A 14,977-nucleotide genomic window follows, 5' to 3' on the forward strand; every position below is an offset into this window, starting at 1 on the left:
CATCAGCTAGCAAGGTCGCCAACGTCTCATTCAGCGCATCTTGAAGCAAGCCCATGAAATAAAAAGGGAACGTGAAACACGTTCCCTTTTTACAGCCTGTCAGATCACGCGAGGCTTAACTGACTGGCATTGACCCGAAGGTGGCCTCGTGATCAGCTGCAACAAACAGCGCTGCTGATCAGGCTTTCAGGTGCGACAGTTGCACGTGGGCGCCGGTCTTCAGGCGGATCTCTTCAGGCGTCACGCCCGGCGCGATCTCCACGCACTTGAAGCCATCCGGCGTCACGTCCAGCACGCACAGTTCGGTGATGATGCGGTCCACCACGCCCAGGCCGGTCAGCGGCAGCGTGCACTTCTGCAGCAGCTTGTGCTCACCGTTCTTGGCGGCGTGTTCCATCAGCACGACCACGCGGCCCACGCCGGCCACCAGGTCCATCGCGCCGCCCATGCCCTTGACCATCTTGCCGGGGATCATCCAGTTGGCCAGATCGCCCTTCTCGGACACCTGCATGGCGCCCAGGATGGACAGGTTGATCTTGCCGCCGCGGATCATCGCAAAGCTCTCGTGCGAGCCGAAGATCGAGGAACCAGGCAACACGGTCACGGTCTGCTTGCCGGCGTTGATCAGATCGGCATCGACCTGGTCTTCGGTCGGGAACGGGCCGATACCCAGCATGCCGTTTTCGGATTGCAGCCAGACGTCGATGTCCGGGCTCACGAAATTGGCCACCAGTGTCGGCAGGCCAATACCCAGGTTCACGTAGAAACCGTCTTCCAGTTCGCGTGCGGCACGCGCCGCCATTTCGTCATGTGTCCAGGGCATGTTCAAGCCTCCCGCCGAGCCGCCTCAAGGGAGGCTTGCGCCCCCTTGGGGGGCAGAAACGAAGTGATAGTGGGGGTCATATTTATGCTCCTGCCTTTTCGGTGATCGTGCGCTTTTCAATGCGCTTCTCAGGGGTAGCGTTGAGCACGATGCGGTGCACATAGATACCCGGCAGGTGGACGGCATCCGGATCAAAGGTGCCGGTCTCGACGATCTCTTCCACTTCCACCACGGTGATCTTGCCCGCCATGGCGGCAGCCGGGTTGAAGTTGCGCGCTGTGCGACGGAAGATCAGATTGCCCGATTTGTCGGCCTTGTAAGCCTTGACCAGTGCCACCTCGGGCAGCAAGGCCCGCTCCATGACATAGACCTCGCCATCGAACTCGCGGGTTTCCTTGCCCTCGGCCACGATGGTGCCCACGCCCGTCTTGGTAAAGAAGGCCGGGATGCCCGCGCCACCAGCACGCAGCTTCTCGGCCAGCGTGCCCTGCGGCGTGAATTCCAGCTCCAGCTCGCCCGCCAGGTATTGGCGCTCAAACTCCTTGTTCTCGCCCACATAGCTGGAGATCATTTTCTTGATCTGACGCGTGTTGAGCAACTTGCCCAGGCCGAAACCATCGACCCCGGCGTTGTTCGAGATCACGGTCAGGTCCTTCACACCTGACGCCTGCAAGGCGTCAATCAGCGCTTCAGGAATGCCACAGAGGCCGAAGCCCCCTACTGCGAGCAATTGCCCGTCTTTCACAATCCCAGCCAGCGCACTGGCGGCGTCGGGATAGACCTTGTTCATCCAATCACTCCTTGGCAAACGGGGGGACTCTTTCGCTGCACTGCAGCATGGAAAGCGTACACCGGGTCGCTTGCAAAAATCCAGCCATTTGAATGAAAAAGACGCATCAGCTTGCGCTTGACGCGTCCTGGTCACGCTTGATGCGCGTTCATTGTGGTTTCAGGCCTGACCCGCCTTGGTGCGAGGGGCAGTCAGGTGCACCACAAGGGCGAATCCATCACTTGCCGGGCAGCGCTGGTGGTGCGTCAGAACCAGGTAACGCAGGTGTGCCCTTGAGTGCACGAATGGGCTCGGGCAGAGGCACGGGCCGCCCTTCCGAACTGCTCACCCACACCAGCGTGGCACCGCCTGCGGCATAGGGCGAACCTGGCTCGTCCGAGCGCTCGATCGTCACGAAGGTATCGATGCTGGTACGGCCGGGATCGGCCACATACAGCTTCACCACCAGGTCGCCCGGGAACACCAGCGGCCGGTAGAAGTTGAAGAAAGCATTGGCGATGACCGGCCCGTCGTCGCGGCCATCGACGGATCCACTGATGGCCTCGATCCAGGACACCCGTGCCTGCTCCATGTACTTGAAGTACACGGTGTTGTTGACGTGGCCCAGCGCGTCCATGTCGCCCCACATGATGGGCAAGGACAACTCGTGGACGAGGATCTTGTGCTCAGGAATGTCTAGACGCATGGTTCAACCGCAAAAAGATAAGCCCGCATGGGCAACACAAAGAGGCTGTGTGGCCAGTTGCGGGCTAGATAGGGATGATCGGGCTGAATTCAAGTCAGGCCGCAGCCCGACCGTCATCAACCCCAGGCATCAGGCCGCCAGCATGCCGTCATCGGCCGAGATGATCGCGCCATTGATGAAATCGCTTTGCGCCGAACACAGCGTCACCAGCATGGCATCCAGGTCCTTGGGTTGGCCGACGCGCTTGCGCGGCAGCATGCTGATCAGCTTCTTGCCGGCTTCGGTGTCCCAGTGATGGTGGTTGATCTCGGTATCGATGTAGCCCGGGCAGATGGCGTTCGATGTGATGCCAAAGCGCCCCCACTCGGCGGCCATCACCTTGGTCATGTGGACCACGGCAGCCTTGCTCATGCAGTACACGCCAATCTGCGGCATGGTGCGCAAGCCGGCTGCGGATGCGATGTTGATGATGCGACCACCCGTGAAGGTGCCGGGTGCCGAACCCTTGGCGCGTGCCAGCATGCGCTTGGCCACTTCCTGCGCCACAAAGAAGGCGCCGCGGGTGTTGGTGTTGAAAATGAAGTCGTAGTTGTCTTCGGTGACATCGATCAGGCGCTCGGTGGTGCTCACGCCCGAGTTGTTGATCAGGATGTCGATGGCCCCGACTTCGGTCTCGGCATGGGCCACGGCCGATTTGATCGAATCCACATCGGTCACGTCCAGTTCGACCAGGTGGGCATCGCCACCGTAAGCCTCGATTTCGGAACGCAGGGTTTTGAGGCGCTCAACGCGACGACCTGCCAGCACCACGGCGGCGCCGGCCTTGGCCAGGGTGTGGGCGAACTGCGTGCCCAGGCCGCTGGATGCGCCGGTGATCAGGGCCACGCGGCCCGACAGGTCAATGGTGTAGCTCATGCAGATTGCTCCTTTTGGCGCTTGAACAGGCGACAGGATTTTTCACTGTCAGAAACGGCTATGACCTTAGCACGGCTCCCCTTGGGTGATCCTTTTTGTTGCGGGTTGGACGACAGCCAATCTTGATCCCCCGCATTGACGGGGACGTTTTCGAACGATCGTGCTTTTTTCTGAGAGAATTTGGGGCCGAGCCCGACATAGAATCGCGGACTTGATTAAAAACAACTGAACCCTGTTTTGTCCGAACAGAAGGAATCACGATGACGCCCCAGGAAATCCTTGAGCAGTTTGGCCCCCGCGAGTCGATGGAATACGACGTCGTGATCGTCGGCGCCGGCCCCGCAGGTCTGTCCACTGCGATCCGTTTGAAGCAACTGGCCGAAAAAGCTGGCAAGGAAATCAACGTCGTCGTGCTCGAAAAGGGTTCGGAGCCTGGCGCTCACATCCTGTCGGGCGCTGTGATGGACCCACGCTCGATCACCGAGCTGTTCCCCAACTGGAAGGAGCTGGGCGCTCCTTTGACCCAACCCGTCACTGGCGACGAAGTCTATGTGCTGACCGAAGGCGGTCAGATCAAGACGCCCGACGCCCTGGTGCCCAACTGCATGCACAACGATGGCAACTACGTCATCAGCCTGAGTGACGTGACCCGTTGGCTGGCGCAGCAGGCTGAAGGCCTGGGCGTGGAAATCTTCCCTGGTTTCGCTGCAGCTGAAGTGCTGTACGACGACAACGGCGCCGTCAAGGGCGTGGCCACCGGCAACATGGGCATCGACAAGACGGGCGAGCCCACCGGCGACTTCCAGCTGGGCATGGAACTGCTGGGCAAATACACCATCTTCGCCGAAGGCGCACGTGGCCATCTGGGCAAGCAACTGATCGCCAAGTTCAACCTGGCAGACGGCAAGGCCCCACAAAGCTACGGCATCGGCATCAAGGAACTGTGGGAAATCGATCCAGCCAAGGCCAAGCCTGGTCTGGTCGTCCACACCGGTGGCTGGCCGATGAACACCGAGACCTTCGGTGGCGGCTTCCTGTACCACCTGGCTGACAACAAGGTCACGCTGGGCTTCGTGGTTGGCCTCGACTACAAGAACCCCTGGCTGAGCCCCTTCGAAGAAATGCAGCGCTGGAAGACCCACCCGGTCATCAAGCAGTATCTCGAAGGCGCCAAGCGCATCAGCTACGGCGCGCGCGCCATCAACAACGGCGGCCTGCCCAGCCTGCCCAAGACCGTCTTCAAGGGCGGCGCCCTGGTCGGTTGCGATGCCGGCTACATGAACGCTGCCCGCATCAAGGGTTCGCACGCTGCGATGAAGTCCGGCATGCTGTGCGCCGAAGCCGTGTTCGAAGCCGTGATGGCCGGCCGTCAGCAAGATGAGCTGACCGCCTACCCCGCGCTGTTCGAAAAGAGCTGGCTGCACGACGAACTCAAGACCTCGAAGAACTTCAAGACCTGGTTCAAGAAGGGCTTCTACGTCGGCACCATCATGACGGCCGTCGAACACTGGCTGCTGCCCCGCCTGGGCATCAAGGAAGCCCCATGGACCCTGCGCAACCCCGCGCCGGACCACACCTTCCTGAAGCCCGCCGGCCAGATGCCCAAGATCGACTATCCGAAGCCCGATGGCAAGATCACCTTTGATCGCCTGAGCTCGGTGTTCGTCTCCAACACCAACCACACGGAACACCAGCCTGCTCACCTGACACTGAAGAACGCGTCGGTGCCCGTGCAGACCAACCTGGCTCAGTTCGCCGGCCCCGAGTCGCGCTACTGCCCGGCTGGCGTGTACGAGTTCGTGAAGAACGACGACAACAGCGATCGCCTGGTGATCAACGCGCAGAACTGCGTGCACTGCAAGACCTGTGACATCAAGGATCCGACACAGAACATCGTCTGGATCACGCCTGAAGGCGGCGGCGGCCCGAACTACTCGGGCATGTAAGCCACTGGCAGCACATCAATAGGGAGCCTTGTTGGCTCCCTTTTTCTTTTCCCCTCTCGCATGCAATCGCATACATGCACCATTGGACAAGTGGCCTGGCTCACAGCTGTGACTGCCAAGGCCATACGCCACTACGAATCATTGGGCCTGTTGCCCTTCGTCGCGCGAGCGGGCCGCTACCGGCACTATGACCAAGCGCATGTGCTGGCCATACGCCTGATTCGGCAAGCTCAGGATCTTGGCTTCACCTTGGCTGAAACGCAGACGCTGTTGATGGACGATGGCTGCACGCCGGACTGGTCGGCCATGTTGCAGGCCATCGAAGCCAAGCGCCAAAGCATTCAGGCTGACATCGAGCGCCTTCAACAACGCGACTTGGGCTTGAACGCATTGAGCCAAACCCTGTCCGAGTTGATGGCGCAATCCAACGATTGCGATGTGATTGCGACGCAGTTGGCAAACGCTGACGCATTCCACACACAGCTGGCTACGAGCACTTGACCTTGCCCCCGGGGGCAAGTTTTACGGTAGAGGCATTCGCCACAGTCATACCAGCTCATGCCTGCTCGTCACGTTCTGATCATTGCCGCTCACCCTGGCCTTCCTGATACCGAAAGCCTGGGAATGAGCATGGCTCGCACTTACGCCCAGACACCCCATATGGCCGGCGACCACATCAGGTTGCTGCAACTGGACGACCTCGATTTCGATCCCATGCTGCGCTCTGGATACCAGCGCCCACAGGACCTCGAGCCTTGCTTGAGAATGGCGCAAGACGACATTGCCTGGGCCGATGAACTGGTTCTCGTGTTCCCAATCTGGTGGGGCGGGATGCCCGCCTTGCTAAAAGGATTTCTGGATCGCATGCTGCTGCCTGGCTTCGCGTTTCGCTATGAGCCCAAAGGCCTGGGCTTGACGCCTTTGCTCAAAGGCAAGACAGCCCGACTGATCATCACGATGGATACGCCTCGCTGGATTGACCGATGGTTGTGCGGCAGCCCCGTGATCCGTCAGCTCCGCTATCCGATCCTGCGCTTTTACGGCATCAAACTGCGTGAGGTGCTGTTTTTCAGCCCTTTCATCCTATCCAGCTTGTCACAGCGTCAGGACTGGATCGAGCGCGTGCGAAAGCTGGCACACCGTCATTGAGCATCTGTTCCAGTGGAGGACCTTGTAGCGCTTTTGCGTTCTGAGATTCATGCAAGTACCTCAGCAAATCGTACCCTGCATCCATTTACCGTCAACCACCGGTAGCGCACAGAATCTGCCTAGCTACATGAAACACGCTCATTGTTTGACTACGCATAGCCGCAAGAAACGTCCGCCCCCACAAGTTGGGGGGTAAGGTTCGCCAGCGCTCTTGAATCTATTGGCAGAATCAAATTGTTTTGAAAAGGGAGTCTCACACCATGCGAATTTCATCTGCGGTTATGACCGCATGCGCTATGTTGGCCGGCGTTAACGCACAGGCCGCTTCTCAAGCCCAAATCAGCGTGAGCGGCTTGAAATATGAGCTTGTCGATCTGAATGCAGCTGATGGCGTAGCGCCATCGTTCTCATACGGAGACAACTACGTTCCGAACTACTACAGCAACGTCACCAACGTTCAGACCTGGGGAACGCAGAACTACCCCGTGCCTGACTACGCGGGAAAAGGCGTCTATAACCTGATTCAGCTGCCGGCCCCGCTGAATCTGCCCTCAGCCTCCGATGAAAGCGTGTGGCTGGGTGGCCATGCAAAAGGAAGCATTGGCGCCGATTCGCAAGGCAGCTTCATAAGCTTGGATGCAGCTTTGATTGGCGTGGGAACGTACAGCGCCACGACAGGCTCTGACATGTCGGCCATCCTGTCTCCTTTCACCGAGTTGGTGATGACAGCCCACGTATCTTCTTCCGTTGGGATTTCCGGCGCATGCTACTCAGTGGCGCTTGCCCCGTACTACTGCGATAACGCTGGTGCCAATTTCTATTTTGAAGCAGCCAGTTGGAAACAGCAGGAAAACGGCGTTTACTATCTCGACATCGTGGGTGCGTTATCCTCGAACGTAGTTACTGTCGGCCAAATCGGCGTACCACTTACTGGCGCGCGAAACGAAGATCTGGTGGTCCGCTATGCCAATTGGACCGACAAACCCATCGCTGTTCAGTTTCGTGAATACGCCCAACTCGGCGGCGAAAGTCAGATCGCAACCGTCCCGGAACCAGCAGAGTTGACCCTGGTTCTTTCCGGGATCGCCGTTGTAGGTGTGATGGGTAGCAGAGGTCGAAAGCGCAAGTCACAAAAGGCCTGACGCGCTCATGACCGATCATGCCGGCTCGTCCGGCATTTCAATGACCTGCCCCACGGGGATGGCGTCTGCATGGTTCGATGCCGCATCGCCTGAGCCTATCTCCAATACATCCATGCCATGCAAGGCCTGACGAGACGCCGTGGCCCGGCGTTCGTCACGCAAAGCCTTGATCTGGGCGCGACGCTCGGCAAAAAACTGTTTGAGCATCTGGCCGCTGGCGTCCGCCAGTACACCGCCAATGATCTGGGTATGGTGATTGAGCTGTCGGTTGCCGAACAAGTCCAGAACCGAGCCGGCCACCCCGGTCTTGGGGTCTGTGGCAGCAAACACGACGCGCTTGAACCGCGCATGCATCAAGGCCATCGCGCACATCGCGCAGGGCTCCAGCGTGACAAACAACTCACACTCAGGCAGGCGATAGTTCGCCAGCAACTGCGAAGCATGGCGCAAGGCCACGATCTCCGCATGCGCTGTGGGATCGTGCGTGGTAATCGGTCGGTTGTAGCCGGTCGCAATCACCTGCCCGTTCAACATGATCACCGCCCCCACAGGCACCTCGCCAGCCAACCAGGCGTTCTGAGCCTGGTCCAGCGCGATGCGCATGGCGTGTTCATCGGCAAGTGATCTGGACGACATGTCTGTCACGGTCATTGCGCCTTCAGCATGGGCCAGCGCCCTTCTTCAATATAGACGCCCTGCCCCACCAAGGAGCGAAGCAGCACGAACTCCGTCGCTTGCCAGGATACCGTCTCGATGCATCGCTCAGGCACATCGGTGCGGCCATAGAACAAGGTGAGATGCGGCTTGAACTGACGAAGATGATCGCCACGGGTCAAGCCTGCCCGCATCATTTTCTGATCCAGATCGGCTTGAAAGCCCATCAACTCAGACGAAGTCGCACCGAACAACACAATGGGTATGCGGCCTGGCTTGCCTTTGAAGCTGCCAACCTTGTCAAATGCGACTTCAAATGGCGCCACCGCCATGCCTTGCGCCACCTGTCGCACTGTCGTCAGCGTAGCCGGGGGAATGTCCCCCAGAAAACTACCGACGTGAAACAAGGTCACGTGAAAGCGCGTGGCTCGCTCAGGCTTGAAGGCGAGCCTCTGTTGTTGACCCAAGTCTTGCGCCAGCACCTTGGCACGCTGCGCCGCGATGCCATCCGGCATCAAGGCCAGAAAAAGGCTGTTAACCCGATCACCACCTGATGCAAAGCCATCCAGAGACATTTGCTCGGACATGCTCAGGGCCTTTCCACGGCACCCTGCTCAACCTGCGAAGCACGGTCTTGCATCATGCGGCTCACATCGTCCTGCACTCGTTGCTGCACGCGACGGGCGCCCTCCGGGCCATCAACCATGGGGACGTCAAGGCCAGCAGCAGAAGCGGCGGATAGCGCCGAGCCAGGGCCCTGCGTGTGCATGGCACTCAACTGCTTTCGGGCCAACACAGCCACGATCAACAAGGCCAGCAGCAACGACAAGAGTCCCAGGGCTTTCACGCGGTGCTCCTACTCAGGGTATCAAGCCAGATGGATGCCAATGAGGATCACCATCACTCCCACTCGATCATTTCCGGCACCTTGAGAGCCGCATGAACACTAGGTTTTTGAAGTTCCAAGATTTCTTTCTACCGTCATTTTTACCGACGCTGGAAGGTGGTGATTGCAACGATGGTTGCCGGTCAAACGACAGCCATAACGCGGTTTCTAGTGTACACGGCGAGCCTGAAAACTGTGGGGGACAGGAACACCCCTCGGGTTGCAGCTTCCAGCACGTCGGGCATGAGAACCTAGCGGTTGGGGTGCCGCCTTGAGCCGCGCCAGTCTACAGAAAGAGTCAACATGCCCAGATGATCCTCGGCCACCCACTGCTCGGCGTGCGCATCTGGCAAAGTAGACGCAGTTCATTGGGCGGTGGTCACACGGACTCGCTTTGCAAGCCGCCTCAGGCTTGGGCATAAGGGGACGTTTGCAGGACCTATTTGCGCGACGACCCAATCAAAGTGTGGTTCCCATACCTGCATCCGCGCTAGGCGTAGCGCATCAAGAACTGTTTTAGACAGCCGCTCTTTGCCCAGCACCAGCCCTACAGGCGCATACGCGAGGATGTCGACCGTCGTTGCAATTGTCAGAGAACCGAAACTCTCACCAGCCACTCGCCTGGCCTTTTTTTCGTCGATTGCCGCGACCAGTCCATTGCGGTGAGCGAACGCCAGAGTGGCGGCCTCTCCGTCCCCAAGCGAGTCGGACGTTGAGCCCGACACAATAGAGATGAAGCTTTCGAGCGCTTCATTGTCCAACTCCACGACATCCAGTTTCCCGCTGTCGATGAGCTCAACGAGCTTCGCCGACTCCCCGTGACCATTCTCTGCACCCCCTTTGATTTCGCCGATCACGGTTTCGGTGACACAGGTGAGGCCCGGTAATGCCTGCAAAATCGCTTCTGCATGGCCGGTGGCCAGCAAGTTGATGATGATGCTGGAGTCGAGAACGAGAGTGGGCGATTGCTCAGTTAGGCAGCTTGAAAAGGTCATCTACCTCATCCTCTTGAGCCTCATCGAGTAGTTCTCGCACCATCTCACGGCTTAGCTTGAGCAAGTCCGACATCTGCCCCTCACTGAGCAGATCCCTCTTCCAAGCCTCGATGGCCAAGAGGTACAACCGCGACGATTGCTGTGGTTGGACAGCTGGGAACTCATTGCCATCCTCCCCTAGCACTTGGCGGACTTGCTCGTCGGTGATCCCGCCGTTGTCTTGGAACCAATCCCACGTTCCCTTTTTCGTTAGTCCAAGTTCTTCCAGCCTCATGACCATGGCCTGGCGCGACACGCTGAAGAAATTGGCCAGCAAGATGATGTGCCGACGCGTCAGGTGCGACGACCCAATCGTCACCTCCTTGAACTTCTCCATGACCGTTCTCGTTGGAGTCATAAATGCCCGCGCAAACGCATTGGCATATCGCTCCTCTCGCGAATTGTCGTACATCTCGTCCTGATAAATCTCAGGTCTGCGGCGAGTGGCAATAAAGTGCCCCAACTCATGGCTCCCTGTCTGATTGCGCCTATCTCGGCGGTGGGTCGAGTTGATGAGCATGCAGGCACCCACAGCATCGTCATAGGCGAACAACCCAGACACCTTGCCGTCAAGCTTGCGCGTGTACACCCTGATGCCTAATTGCAACTCCAAGATGACGTATAGGTCACGGATAGGTCCATCCCCCAACCCGAGCCAGTTACGCAGGTTGAGTGCATCCTGTTCGGCCTGTTGGCGCACATCTCCGGCCAGGATGCTCTTTTCGGCGGGATAGTTGTAGGTCTTTTGAACACCAAGAATGTTCTCAAGCTCGACCTCCGCCTTGACCAAGTCGTTGAGCAACCTTGCTGCCGTATCTATACATGGTTCGCCAGTTTCAGCGAGTGTGCGAAACCGAGGTACGAGGTCCACATGGACAGACTCACGACGCAGGATTGAATTGACGGACACGCCGTAGGACCTGCACAGGTCCTGCAGCTCCATGAGCTTGGCAGCGCGGTGCCCCTTCTCGATGGCCACCAACGTGGTTCTTGAAAGTCCGGCAGCCTTCGCAGCCACGTCTTGCGTCAGGTTAGCGGTCTCCCGCGCGCTTCTAAGTCGCTCGCCGAGCTCAAATTGGCTCAGTTCATAGTTCTCTTTAGTCATGATGCACTACTACGTATCCACTGCCTCACGAAAGACCTCGGTCCAAGGTCCTTCGTGAAGGCTGACCATTCCTTGGCGTGTTGCCGCAGGAGCCGGTCAAGCTTTTGCGACACGCTGACGGGGCTCTCCCCGAGGGACTCAGCCAGTTCAAAATTGCTTAGTCGTCTGGTCAGTTGGTAGTCAGACCTACTTTGAAGCCCTGCTAAGTGCTCGAAGTGGAGAACCCCGGCAACTGAGTACTGGCGCAAGGCGTTGGTAAAAAGGTCAAAGTCCTTGGACGCCCCCGCTTCCCAGGTCTTGGTGCTTAAGGACTCCCATACGTAGACATCCGTTGCCTCTTTCAGACCTGCCGCATGGACGCTCAGGCGCCGCAGTATGCATGCAGCGCAGATCCCGCATTGCCGCCTTGTTCCATTAAATCCAATTTGGCGCGAGGTTTGCCAACAAGAACGGGTCTTGTTCCACTTGGAGCCGCCTTCGCAGTTTTCGACGAACTCCCTCAAGGTCTCGCCTTTGGTCATCCACAGGCGCGGGAACTTGTACTTGAAACGGTAGCCCAGCAAGGCATACACGAAGCGCTCCATCCTGGCAGTGAAGGCCGGATGATTTCGATAGTCTTCGTAGCCATGTCCCACGGGCAGCAGGACAGGAGCAAGCGCGCCTTGCCCGCTCTCAGGAATGATGGCCACAGGCACGTCAATCAGGTACCCAGCCATTGCAGAAATCAGGCTGAACTTGAATCCTCTACTGCGCGCGCTGCTCTCACCATCCTTCTTCGCGATTTTCACTTTGTAGGGAACCGCATGAAAGGGCATCTCTTTTCGTTCTTGCCTTGAGATGTCGCGCTCGCTGGTGCCGATGCGCACACGCACTACCCGCCCGTTGAGCTTCTTGCCTTCGAGCGCCGCCACTGCTTGCGAATCCATGCCGTCGCTGTACGCCATGACGGCCTCCGCGTTCATCGGAAACTTCATCGTCTCCTGCGCTGGAGGAGGCACCGGGACCTTCCGCGTACGAAATACGATTTGCCAGTCGTCGCCAGTCAGCAGGTTCAATGCCTCCGTCAGCGCCCCGTGAGCGGCCTTGTCCGTCCACTTGTGAACATCGTGCACAGGCACATGGAGAATGAACTTACGGCCCCAGTTCATGGAACTGCGCACCAGGGTGCGGTCGCAGAACTCCACGGCGGCAGCGACCAGAAAAGCGTCATAGATGACTGGATCCCATCGATGGGTCGAGAAAGACTCTAGCGCCTCCGTTTCGAACCTGATGTCCCTGCCAATTCGACAAGGAACGGCGCCTCGCTTGCAAGCACTATCTTCTTCGAAGACATCGACGGTCATCTCTTTGGGCTCATAGATGGTCACAGTCGCACCCCTTCGTCCAGTCCGGTGCTTCTGGTCGTTGGCCGGATCCTGGTGGTACGTGCTTCGACAAGGATGTTACCCAGCGAACCAATCGACAACGAGTCGATAGCCTCTTGAAAGCGACGAACTACCTTGTTAGCCCTGAACTCGCTCGTCTTTTCGAGGTAGTGCTCGTGAAAGGCCCTCAAGTTGGCTTGACCGCGCATCTTCGCGGCCACGCCAATTGCAATGTTGAAGCTCTCGGGCTCTAACTTGCCCTCGCTGACTAGCATCTGGCTGCACTTGACAGCGTTTTGCCCAAAGACCGACCCAGCAGCGAGAGAACGAGCGAGGTTCAACTGGTACATCGCAATTTCTGGAGAGCCCAGAGAATTGCCCTCGCAATCGAAGACACGCTTGATGGCCTTAAGCAAGGCACCAGACACCTCATTGAAGTCGCTTACGAGTGCGCTGGTGGCTGCATGAGTGACCTCCGCTTGTGCGTATGCAGCGTTGTCGCAAAGCTTAGCCAACTGTCGCCATGGCTTCCTAAGGCCAAGGCTTCTGTGCGGTCCGTCACTCATTGGATGCCCTCCATTTGTCAAAGTTTATGTTTTTTTTCTAGACTTTGTCAAATGATTCGTTTGACTGAATACAAACCCGGGCTACCAGGGCATAGTCAGGGACACCTTTTGCAGGCGGTGCCCATCGATACATGAACTCGACCTCCCTTTGCTCGGGGCTAGCCTGCACTGCAGGCTATCGAGTTTTATTGGAAAGCCACATGGGCACCTCATCGGCCACTTGCAAACGACGAGATGCGCCTAAGCTAAGGGGCTGACGGGAGGGGTTCCCGGGCCATACGTGCTGAGGGAGGCGATGACATGTCAAGTGCAGGTTCTGTTGTAGACGGCAAATACAAGGTTACGGGGCTGTGTAGTTCTGCTGGAGGCATGGGCACGGTCCTGTTCGTCAGTCCACTCGCCTTGCCTGACACGCGGCTCGTTCTCAAATATTGCAACCACACCGACGACGACACGAAGAATCGATTTCGACGTGAAGTCCGGGTTATGCAGAGCTTCAACGGAAGCCCCTACGTTGCCCCAGTCCTGGATGCGAACCTAGAACACTCGCCGCCCTACTTTGTCATGCCGTTCTTCGAACATGGTGATCTGATGAATCAGGCTGCGCACCTTCGACAAGACCTGGCGGTGGCGGAGCAATACCTAAATAGGACGATCGACTGCATCGAGCAACTACACAGCAAGAACGTCTACCATCGAGACATCAAGCCCCAGAATTTCCTCGTAGGGAACGGCACCTTGGTGGTGTCCGATCTGGGCTTGTGCGTACAACCGAACTCGGCTACTGCGTTCACCCGCACATCCGTATATGGCGGCACACCCGGATACATGCCACCGGAGTTCTTCGCGGGAGGATTCCGCCATGCAGATGCCTCAGATGACATCTACATGTTAGGCAAGACGTTTTTTGTACTGCTCAGCGGCTTAGACACACCAGACTTGACGCCGGGGCTCCTTCCGCCCCCGCTTTTTGTGGTCATTGAGCGCGCCTGCGCCCCGGACAAAGCACGCCGCTACCCATCGCTTTCCGCCTTGCGCCAAAGTCTAACTCTGGCCTTTAGCGTAATCCTTGGGCGAGCCAATGGCTCCGGCGGAGTGTTGGGAACACAGCAGGCAATCATCGATCGATGGCAGTCCACGAACCAAACTGACTTACTTGAACTGGGGCAGTTCATTGACGAGTTGGCCATGCTCTCACCCAGCGAACGCCACCGGGTATGCATAGACATGCCCTCCGACTTGTTCTATGCGATTGCCGAAGCGCCGTTACCCCCTGGACGGTTGGCAAGCTTCATTCAGGGCTATCTTGAAATGTCGCAGCACGCAGAGTACGGTTGGAGCTTTGCCGAAACAGTCGCCGACAACATGTCCATCTTGTTTCACTCTCAGCATGTCTTTGAGTCAGACAAGGCAGACGCGCTGAAAGCCGCAATCATCGCCGCCGATCGGCAGAATCGCTTCGCTGCCATGGACACCTGCAAGGCCATGATTGCTTCGGTCCAGGACAGCGGTCTTGCTCACCGAGTGTATGAACTCATGTTGGAGCATCCCAGCTACTTCATGGAAAAAATGGACCCCTTGACTTGCCGATCCCCTGCTGTGCGGCAAGCCATCGCGATCCTCAAGGCCAATGCCGAAGCGGTCCAGCAGCAATCAACGATGGGCAACCCCTTCCCCTCGTAGAACATTTTTGATCGGCATAAAGCGATCAGATCAGCGGCAACACGACTAGATCCGTCTATTGATCGCTTGCTAAGCGTCCATATCCGTTGATAGGTTCGACGAGGTATGTGGCTACCTTCAGCAGCGGATCAGCAAGACAAGTCTGGCCAAGCTGAACACCAGCAAAGGCAGACCTTCATTTTCAAGCTACGCCGACCACCTCAGGAAGAACGCCTGACGCGCTGCGTGCCACCCA

16 protein-coding genes are annotated in these 14,977 nt (G+C 58.0%); 5 read left to right on the forward strand and 11 right to left on the reverse strand.

Translation table 11 applies throughout. From position 1 onward, the window contains the following. Positions 1-178: 178 nt before the first annotated feature. From HY836_RS03065 to HY836_RS03080, 4 genes are all read right to left on the reverse strand, one after another. Positions 179-823, reverse strand: a complete 645-nt coding sequence (locus HY836_RS03065) for a CoA transferase subunit B (protein ID WP_290673466.1) — start codon at positions 821-823, stop codon at positions 179-181. An 82-nt stretch (positions 824-905) separates the two neighbouring features. Next, positions 906-1,613 carry a CoA transferase subunit A gene (locus tag HY836_RS03070; protein ID WP_290673468.1) on the reverse strand — a complete coding sequence of 236 codons (708 nt, stop codon included), beginning with the start codon at positions 1,611-1,613 and terminating at the stop codon, positions 906-908. A 217-nt stretch (positions 1,614-1,830) separates the two neighbouring features. Next, positions 1,831-2,298 carry a thioesterase family protein gene (locus HY836_RS03075; RefSeq protein ID WP_290673470.1) on the reverse strand — a complete coding sequence of 156 codons (468 nt, stop codon included), beginning with the start codon at positions 2,296-2,298 and terminating at the stop codon, positions 1,831-1,833. 129 nt (positions 2,299-2,427) lie between these two features. Further along, on the reverse strand, positions 2,428-3,213 hold the full coding sequence (locus tag HY836_RS03080; protein ID WP_290673472.1) for an SDR family oxidoreductase: 786 nt from the start codon (positions 3,211-3,213) through the stop codon (positions 2,428-2,430). 260 nt (positions 3,214-3,473) lie between these two features. On the opposite strand from HY836_RS03080, the gene HY836_RS03085 reads away from it, so the two are divergent. The 4 genes from HY836_RS03085 (at position 3,474) to HY836_RS03100 (ending at position 7,450) form a co-directional block, all read left to right on the forward strand. Then, entirely contained in the window at positions 3,474-5,159 is a 1,686-nt protein-coding gene (locus HY836_RS03085) for an electron transfer flavoprotein-ubiquinone oxidoreductase (protein WP_290673474.1), read from the forward strand. Positions 5,160-5,219: 60 nt separating this feature from the next. Continuing rightward, positions 5,220-5,660: a MerR family transcriptional regulator gene (locus HY836_RS03090; protein ID WP_290673476.1), complete on the forward strand. Its 441-nt coding sequence runs from the start codon at positions 5,220-5,222 to the stop codon at positions 5,658-5,660. Between the two features lie 57 nt (positions 5,661-5,717). Beyond that, positions 5,718-6,308, forward strand: a complete 591-nt coding sequence (locus tag HY836_RS03095) for an NAD(P)H-dependent oxidoreductase (protein WP_290673478.1) — start codon at positions 5,718-5,720, stop codon at positions 6,306-6,308. Positions 6,309-6,568: 260 nt separating this feature from the next. Next, entirely contained in the window at positions 6,569-7,450 is an 882-nt protein-coding gene (locus tag HY836_RS03100; protein ID WP_290673480.1) for a hypothetical protein, read from the forward strand. 15 nt (positions 7,451-7,465) lie between these two features. Here the strand turns inward: HY836_RS03100 and tadA are convergent, their stop codons facing one another. The 7 genes from tadA to HY836_RS03135 all read right to left on the reverse strand — a co-directional run bounded on the left by tadA (position 7,466) and on the right by HY836_RS03135 (position 13,059). Next, on the reverse strand, positions 7,466-8,101 hold the full coding sequence (tadA, locus tag HY836_RS03105) for a tRNA adenosine(34) deaminase TadA (protein ID WP_290673482.1): 636 nt from the start codon (positions 8,099-8,101) through the stop codon (positions 7,466-7,468). Next, positions 8,098-8,691, reverse strand: coding sequence for a 2'-5' RNA ligase family protein (locus HY836_RS03110; protein WP_290673484.1), 594 nt, complete (start codon positions 8,689-8,691; stop codon positions 8,098-8,100). The genes tadA and HY836_RS03110 overlap by 4 nt, the downstream gene beginning before the upstream one ends. A gap of 2 nt (positions 8,692-8,693) precedes the next feature. Then, complete coding sequence (locus tag HY836_RS03115) at positions 8,694-8,951, reverse strand: hypothetical protein (protein WP_290673486.1); 258 nt, start codon at positions 8,949-8,951, stop codon at positions 8,694-8,696. A gap of 404 nt (positions 8,952-9,355) precedes the next feature. Then, entirely contained in the window at positions 9,356-9,985 is a 630-nt protein-coding gene (locus HY836_RS03120; protein WP_058087136.1) for a PIN domain-containing protein, read from the reverse strand. After that, the gene (locus tag HY836_RS03125; protein WP_058087137.1) at positions 9,960-11,129 is read right to left on the reverse strand and encodes an XRE family transcriptional regulator; all 1,170 of its coding nucleotides are present in this window, start codon (positions 11,127-11,129) and stop codon (positions 9,960-9,962) included. Before HY836_RS03125 ends, HY836_RS03120 begins: the two co-directional genes overlap by 26 nt. Continuing rightward, on the reverse strand, positions 11,126-12,472 hold the full coding sequence (locus HY836_RS03130; protein WP_058087160.1) for a 7-cyano-7-deazaguanine synthase: 1,347 nt from the start codon (positions 12,470-12,472) through the stop codon (positions 11,126-11,128). The genes HY836_RS03125 and HY836_RS03130 overlap by 4 nt, the downstream gene beginning before the upstream one ends. A 20-nt stretch (positions 12,473-12,492) precedes the next feature. Next, positions 12,493-13,059: a hypothetical protein gene (locus HY836_RS03135; protein WP_058087138.1), complete on the reverse strand. Its 567-nt coding sequence runs from the start codon at positions 13,057-13,059 to the stop codon at positions 12,493-12,495. Between the two features lie 300 nt (positions 13,060-13,359). Between HY836_RS03135 and HY836_RS03140 the strand changes: the two genes are divergently transcribed. Continuing rightward, on the forward strand, positions 13,360-14,742 hold the full coding sequence (locus tag HY836_RS03140) for a serine/threonine-protein kinase (protein WP_083505914.1): 1,383 nt from the start codon (positions 13,360-13,362) through the stop codon (positions 14,740-14,742). The last annotated feature ends 235 nt before the right edge of the window (positions 14,743-14,977 follow it).

This window comes from Aquabacterium sp. (genome assembly GCF_016234775.1).
In the GTDB taxonomy this organism is placed as follows: Bacteria; Pseudomonadota; Gammaproteobacteria; order Burkholderiales; family Burkholderiaceae_C; genus Aquabacterium.

Coding starts and splice junctions, on each gene's coding strand:
- HY836_RS03065 (WP_290673466.1), bottom strand. CDS start 823: ATGCCCTGGACACATGACGAAATGGCGGCGCGTGCCGCACGCGAACTG.
- HY836_RS03070 (WP_290673468.1), bottom strand. CDS start 1,613: ATGAACAAGGTCTATCCCGACGCCGCCAGTGCGCTGGCTGGGATTGTG.
- HY836_RS03075 (WP_290673470.1), bottom strand. CDS start 2,298: ATGCGTCTAGACATTCCTGAGCACAAGATCCTCGTCCACGAGTTGTCC.
- HY836_RS03080 (WP_290673472.1), bottom strand. CDS start 3,213: ATGAGCTACACCATTGACCTGTCGGGCCGCGTGGCCCTGATCACCGGC.
- HY836_RS03085 (WP_290673474.1), top strand. CDS start 3,474: ATGACGCCCCAGGAAATCCTTGAGCAGTTTGGCCCCCGCGAGTCGATG.
- HY836_RS03090 (WP_290673476.1), top strand. CDS start 5,220: ATGCAATCGCATACATGCACCATTGGACAAGTGGCCTGGCTCACAGCT.
- HY836_RS03095 (WP_290673478.1), top strand. CDS start 5,718: ATGCCTGCTCGTCACGTTCTGATCATTGCCGCTCACCCTGGCCTTCCT.
- HY836_RS03100 (WP_290673480.1), top strand. CDS start 6,569: ATGCGAATTTCATCTGCGGTTATGACCGCATGCGCTATGTTGGCCGGC.
- tadA (WP_290673482.1), bottom strand. CDS start 8,101: ATGACCGTGACAGACATGTCGTCCAGATCACTTGCCGATGAACACGCC.
- HY836_RS03110 (WP_290673484.1), bottom strand. CDS start 8,691: ATGTCCGAGCAAATGTCTCTGGATGGCTTTGCATCAGGTGGTGATCGG.
- HY836_RS03120 (WP_058087136.1), bottom strand. CDS start 9,985: ATGACCTTTTCAAGCTGCCTAACTGAGCAATCGCCCACTCTCGTTCTC.
- HY836_RS03125 (WP_058087137.1), bottom strand. CDS start 11,129: ATGACTAAAGAGAACTATGAACTGAGCCAATTTGAGCTCGGCGAGCGA.
- HY836_RS03130 (WP_058087160.1), bottom strand. CDS start 12,472: ATGACCGTCGATGTCTTCGAAGAAGATAGTGCTTGCAAGCGAGGCGCC.
- HY836_RS03135 (WP_058087138.1), bottom strand. CDS start 13,059: ATGAGTGACGGACCGCACAGAAGCCTTGGCCTTAGGAAGCCATGGCGA.
- HY836_RS03140 (WP_083505914.1), top strand. CDS start 13,360: ATGTCAAGTGCAGGTTCTGTTGTAGACGGCAAATACAAGGTTACGGGG.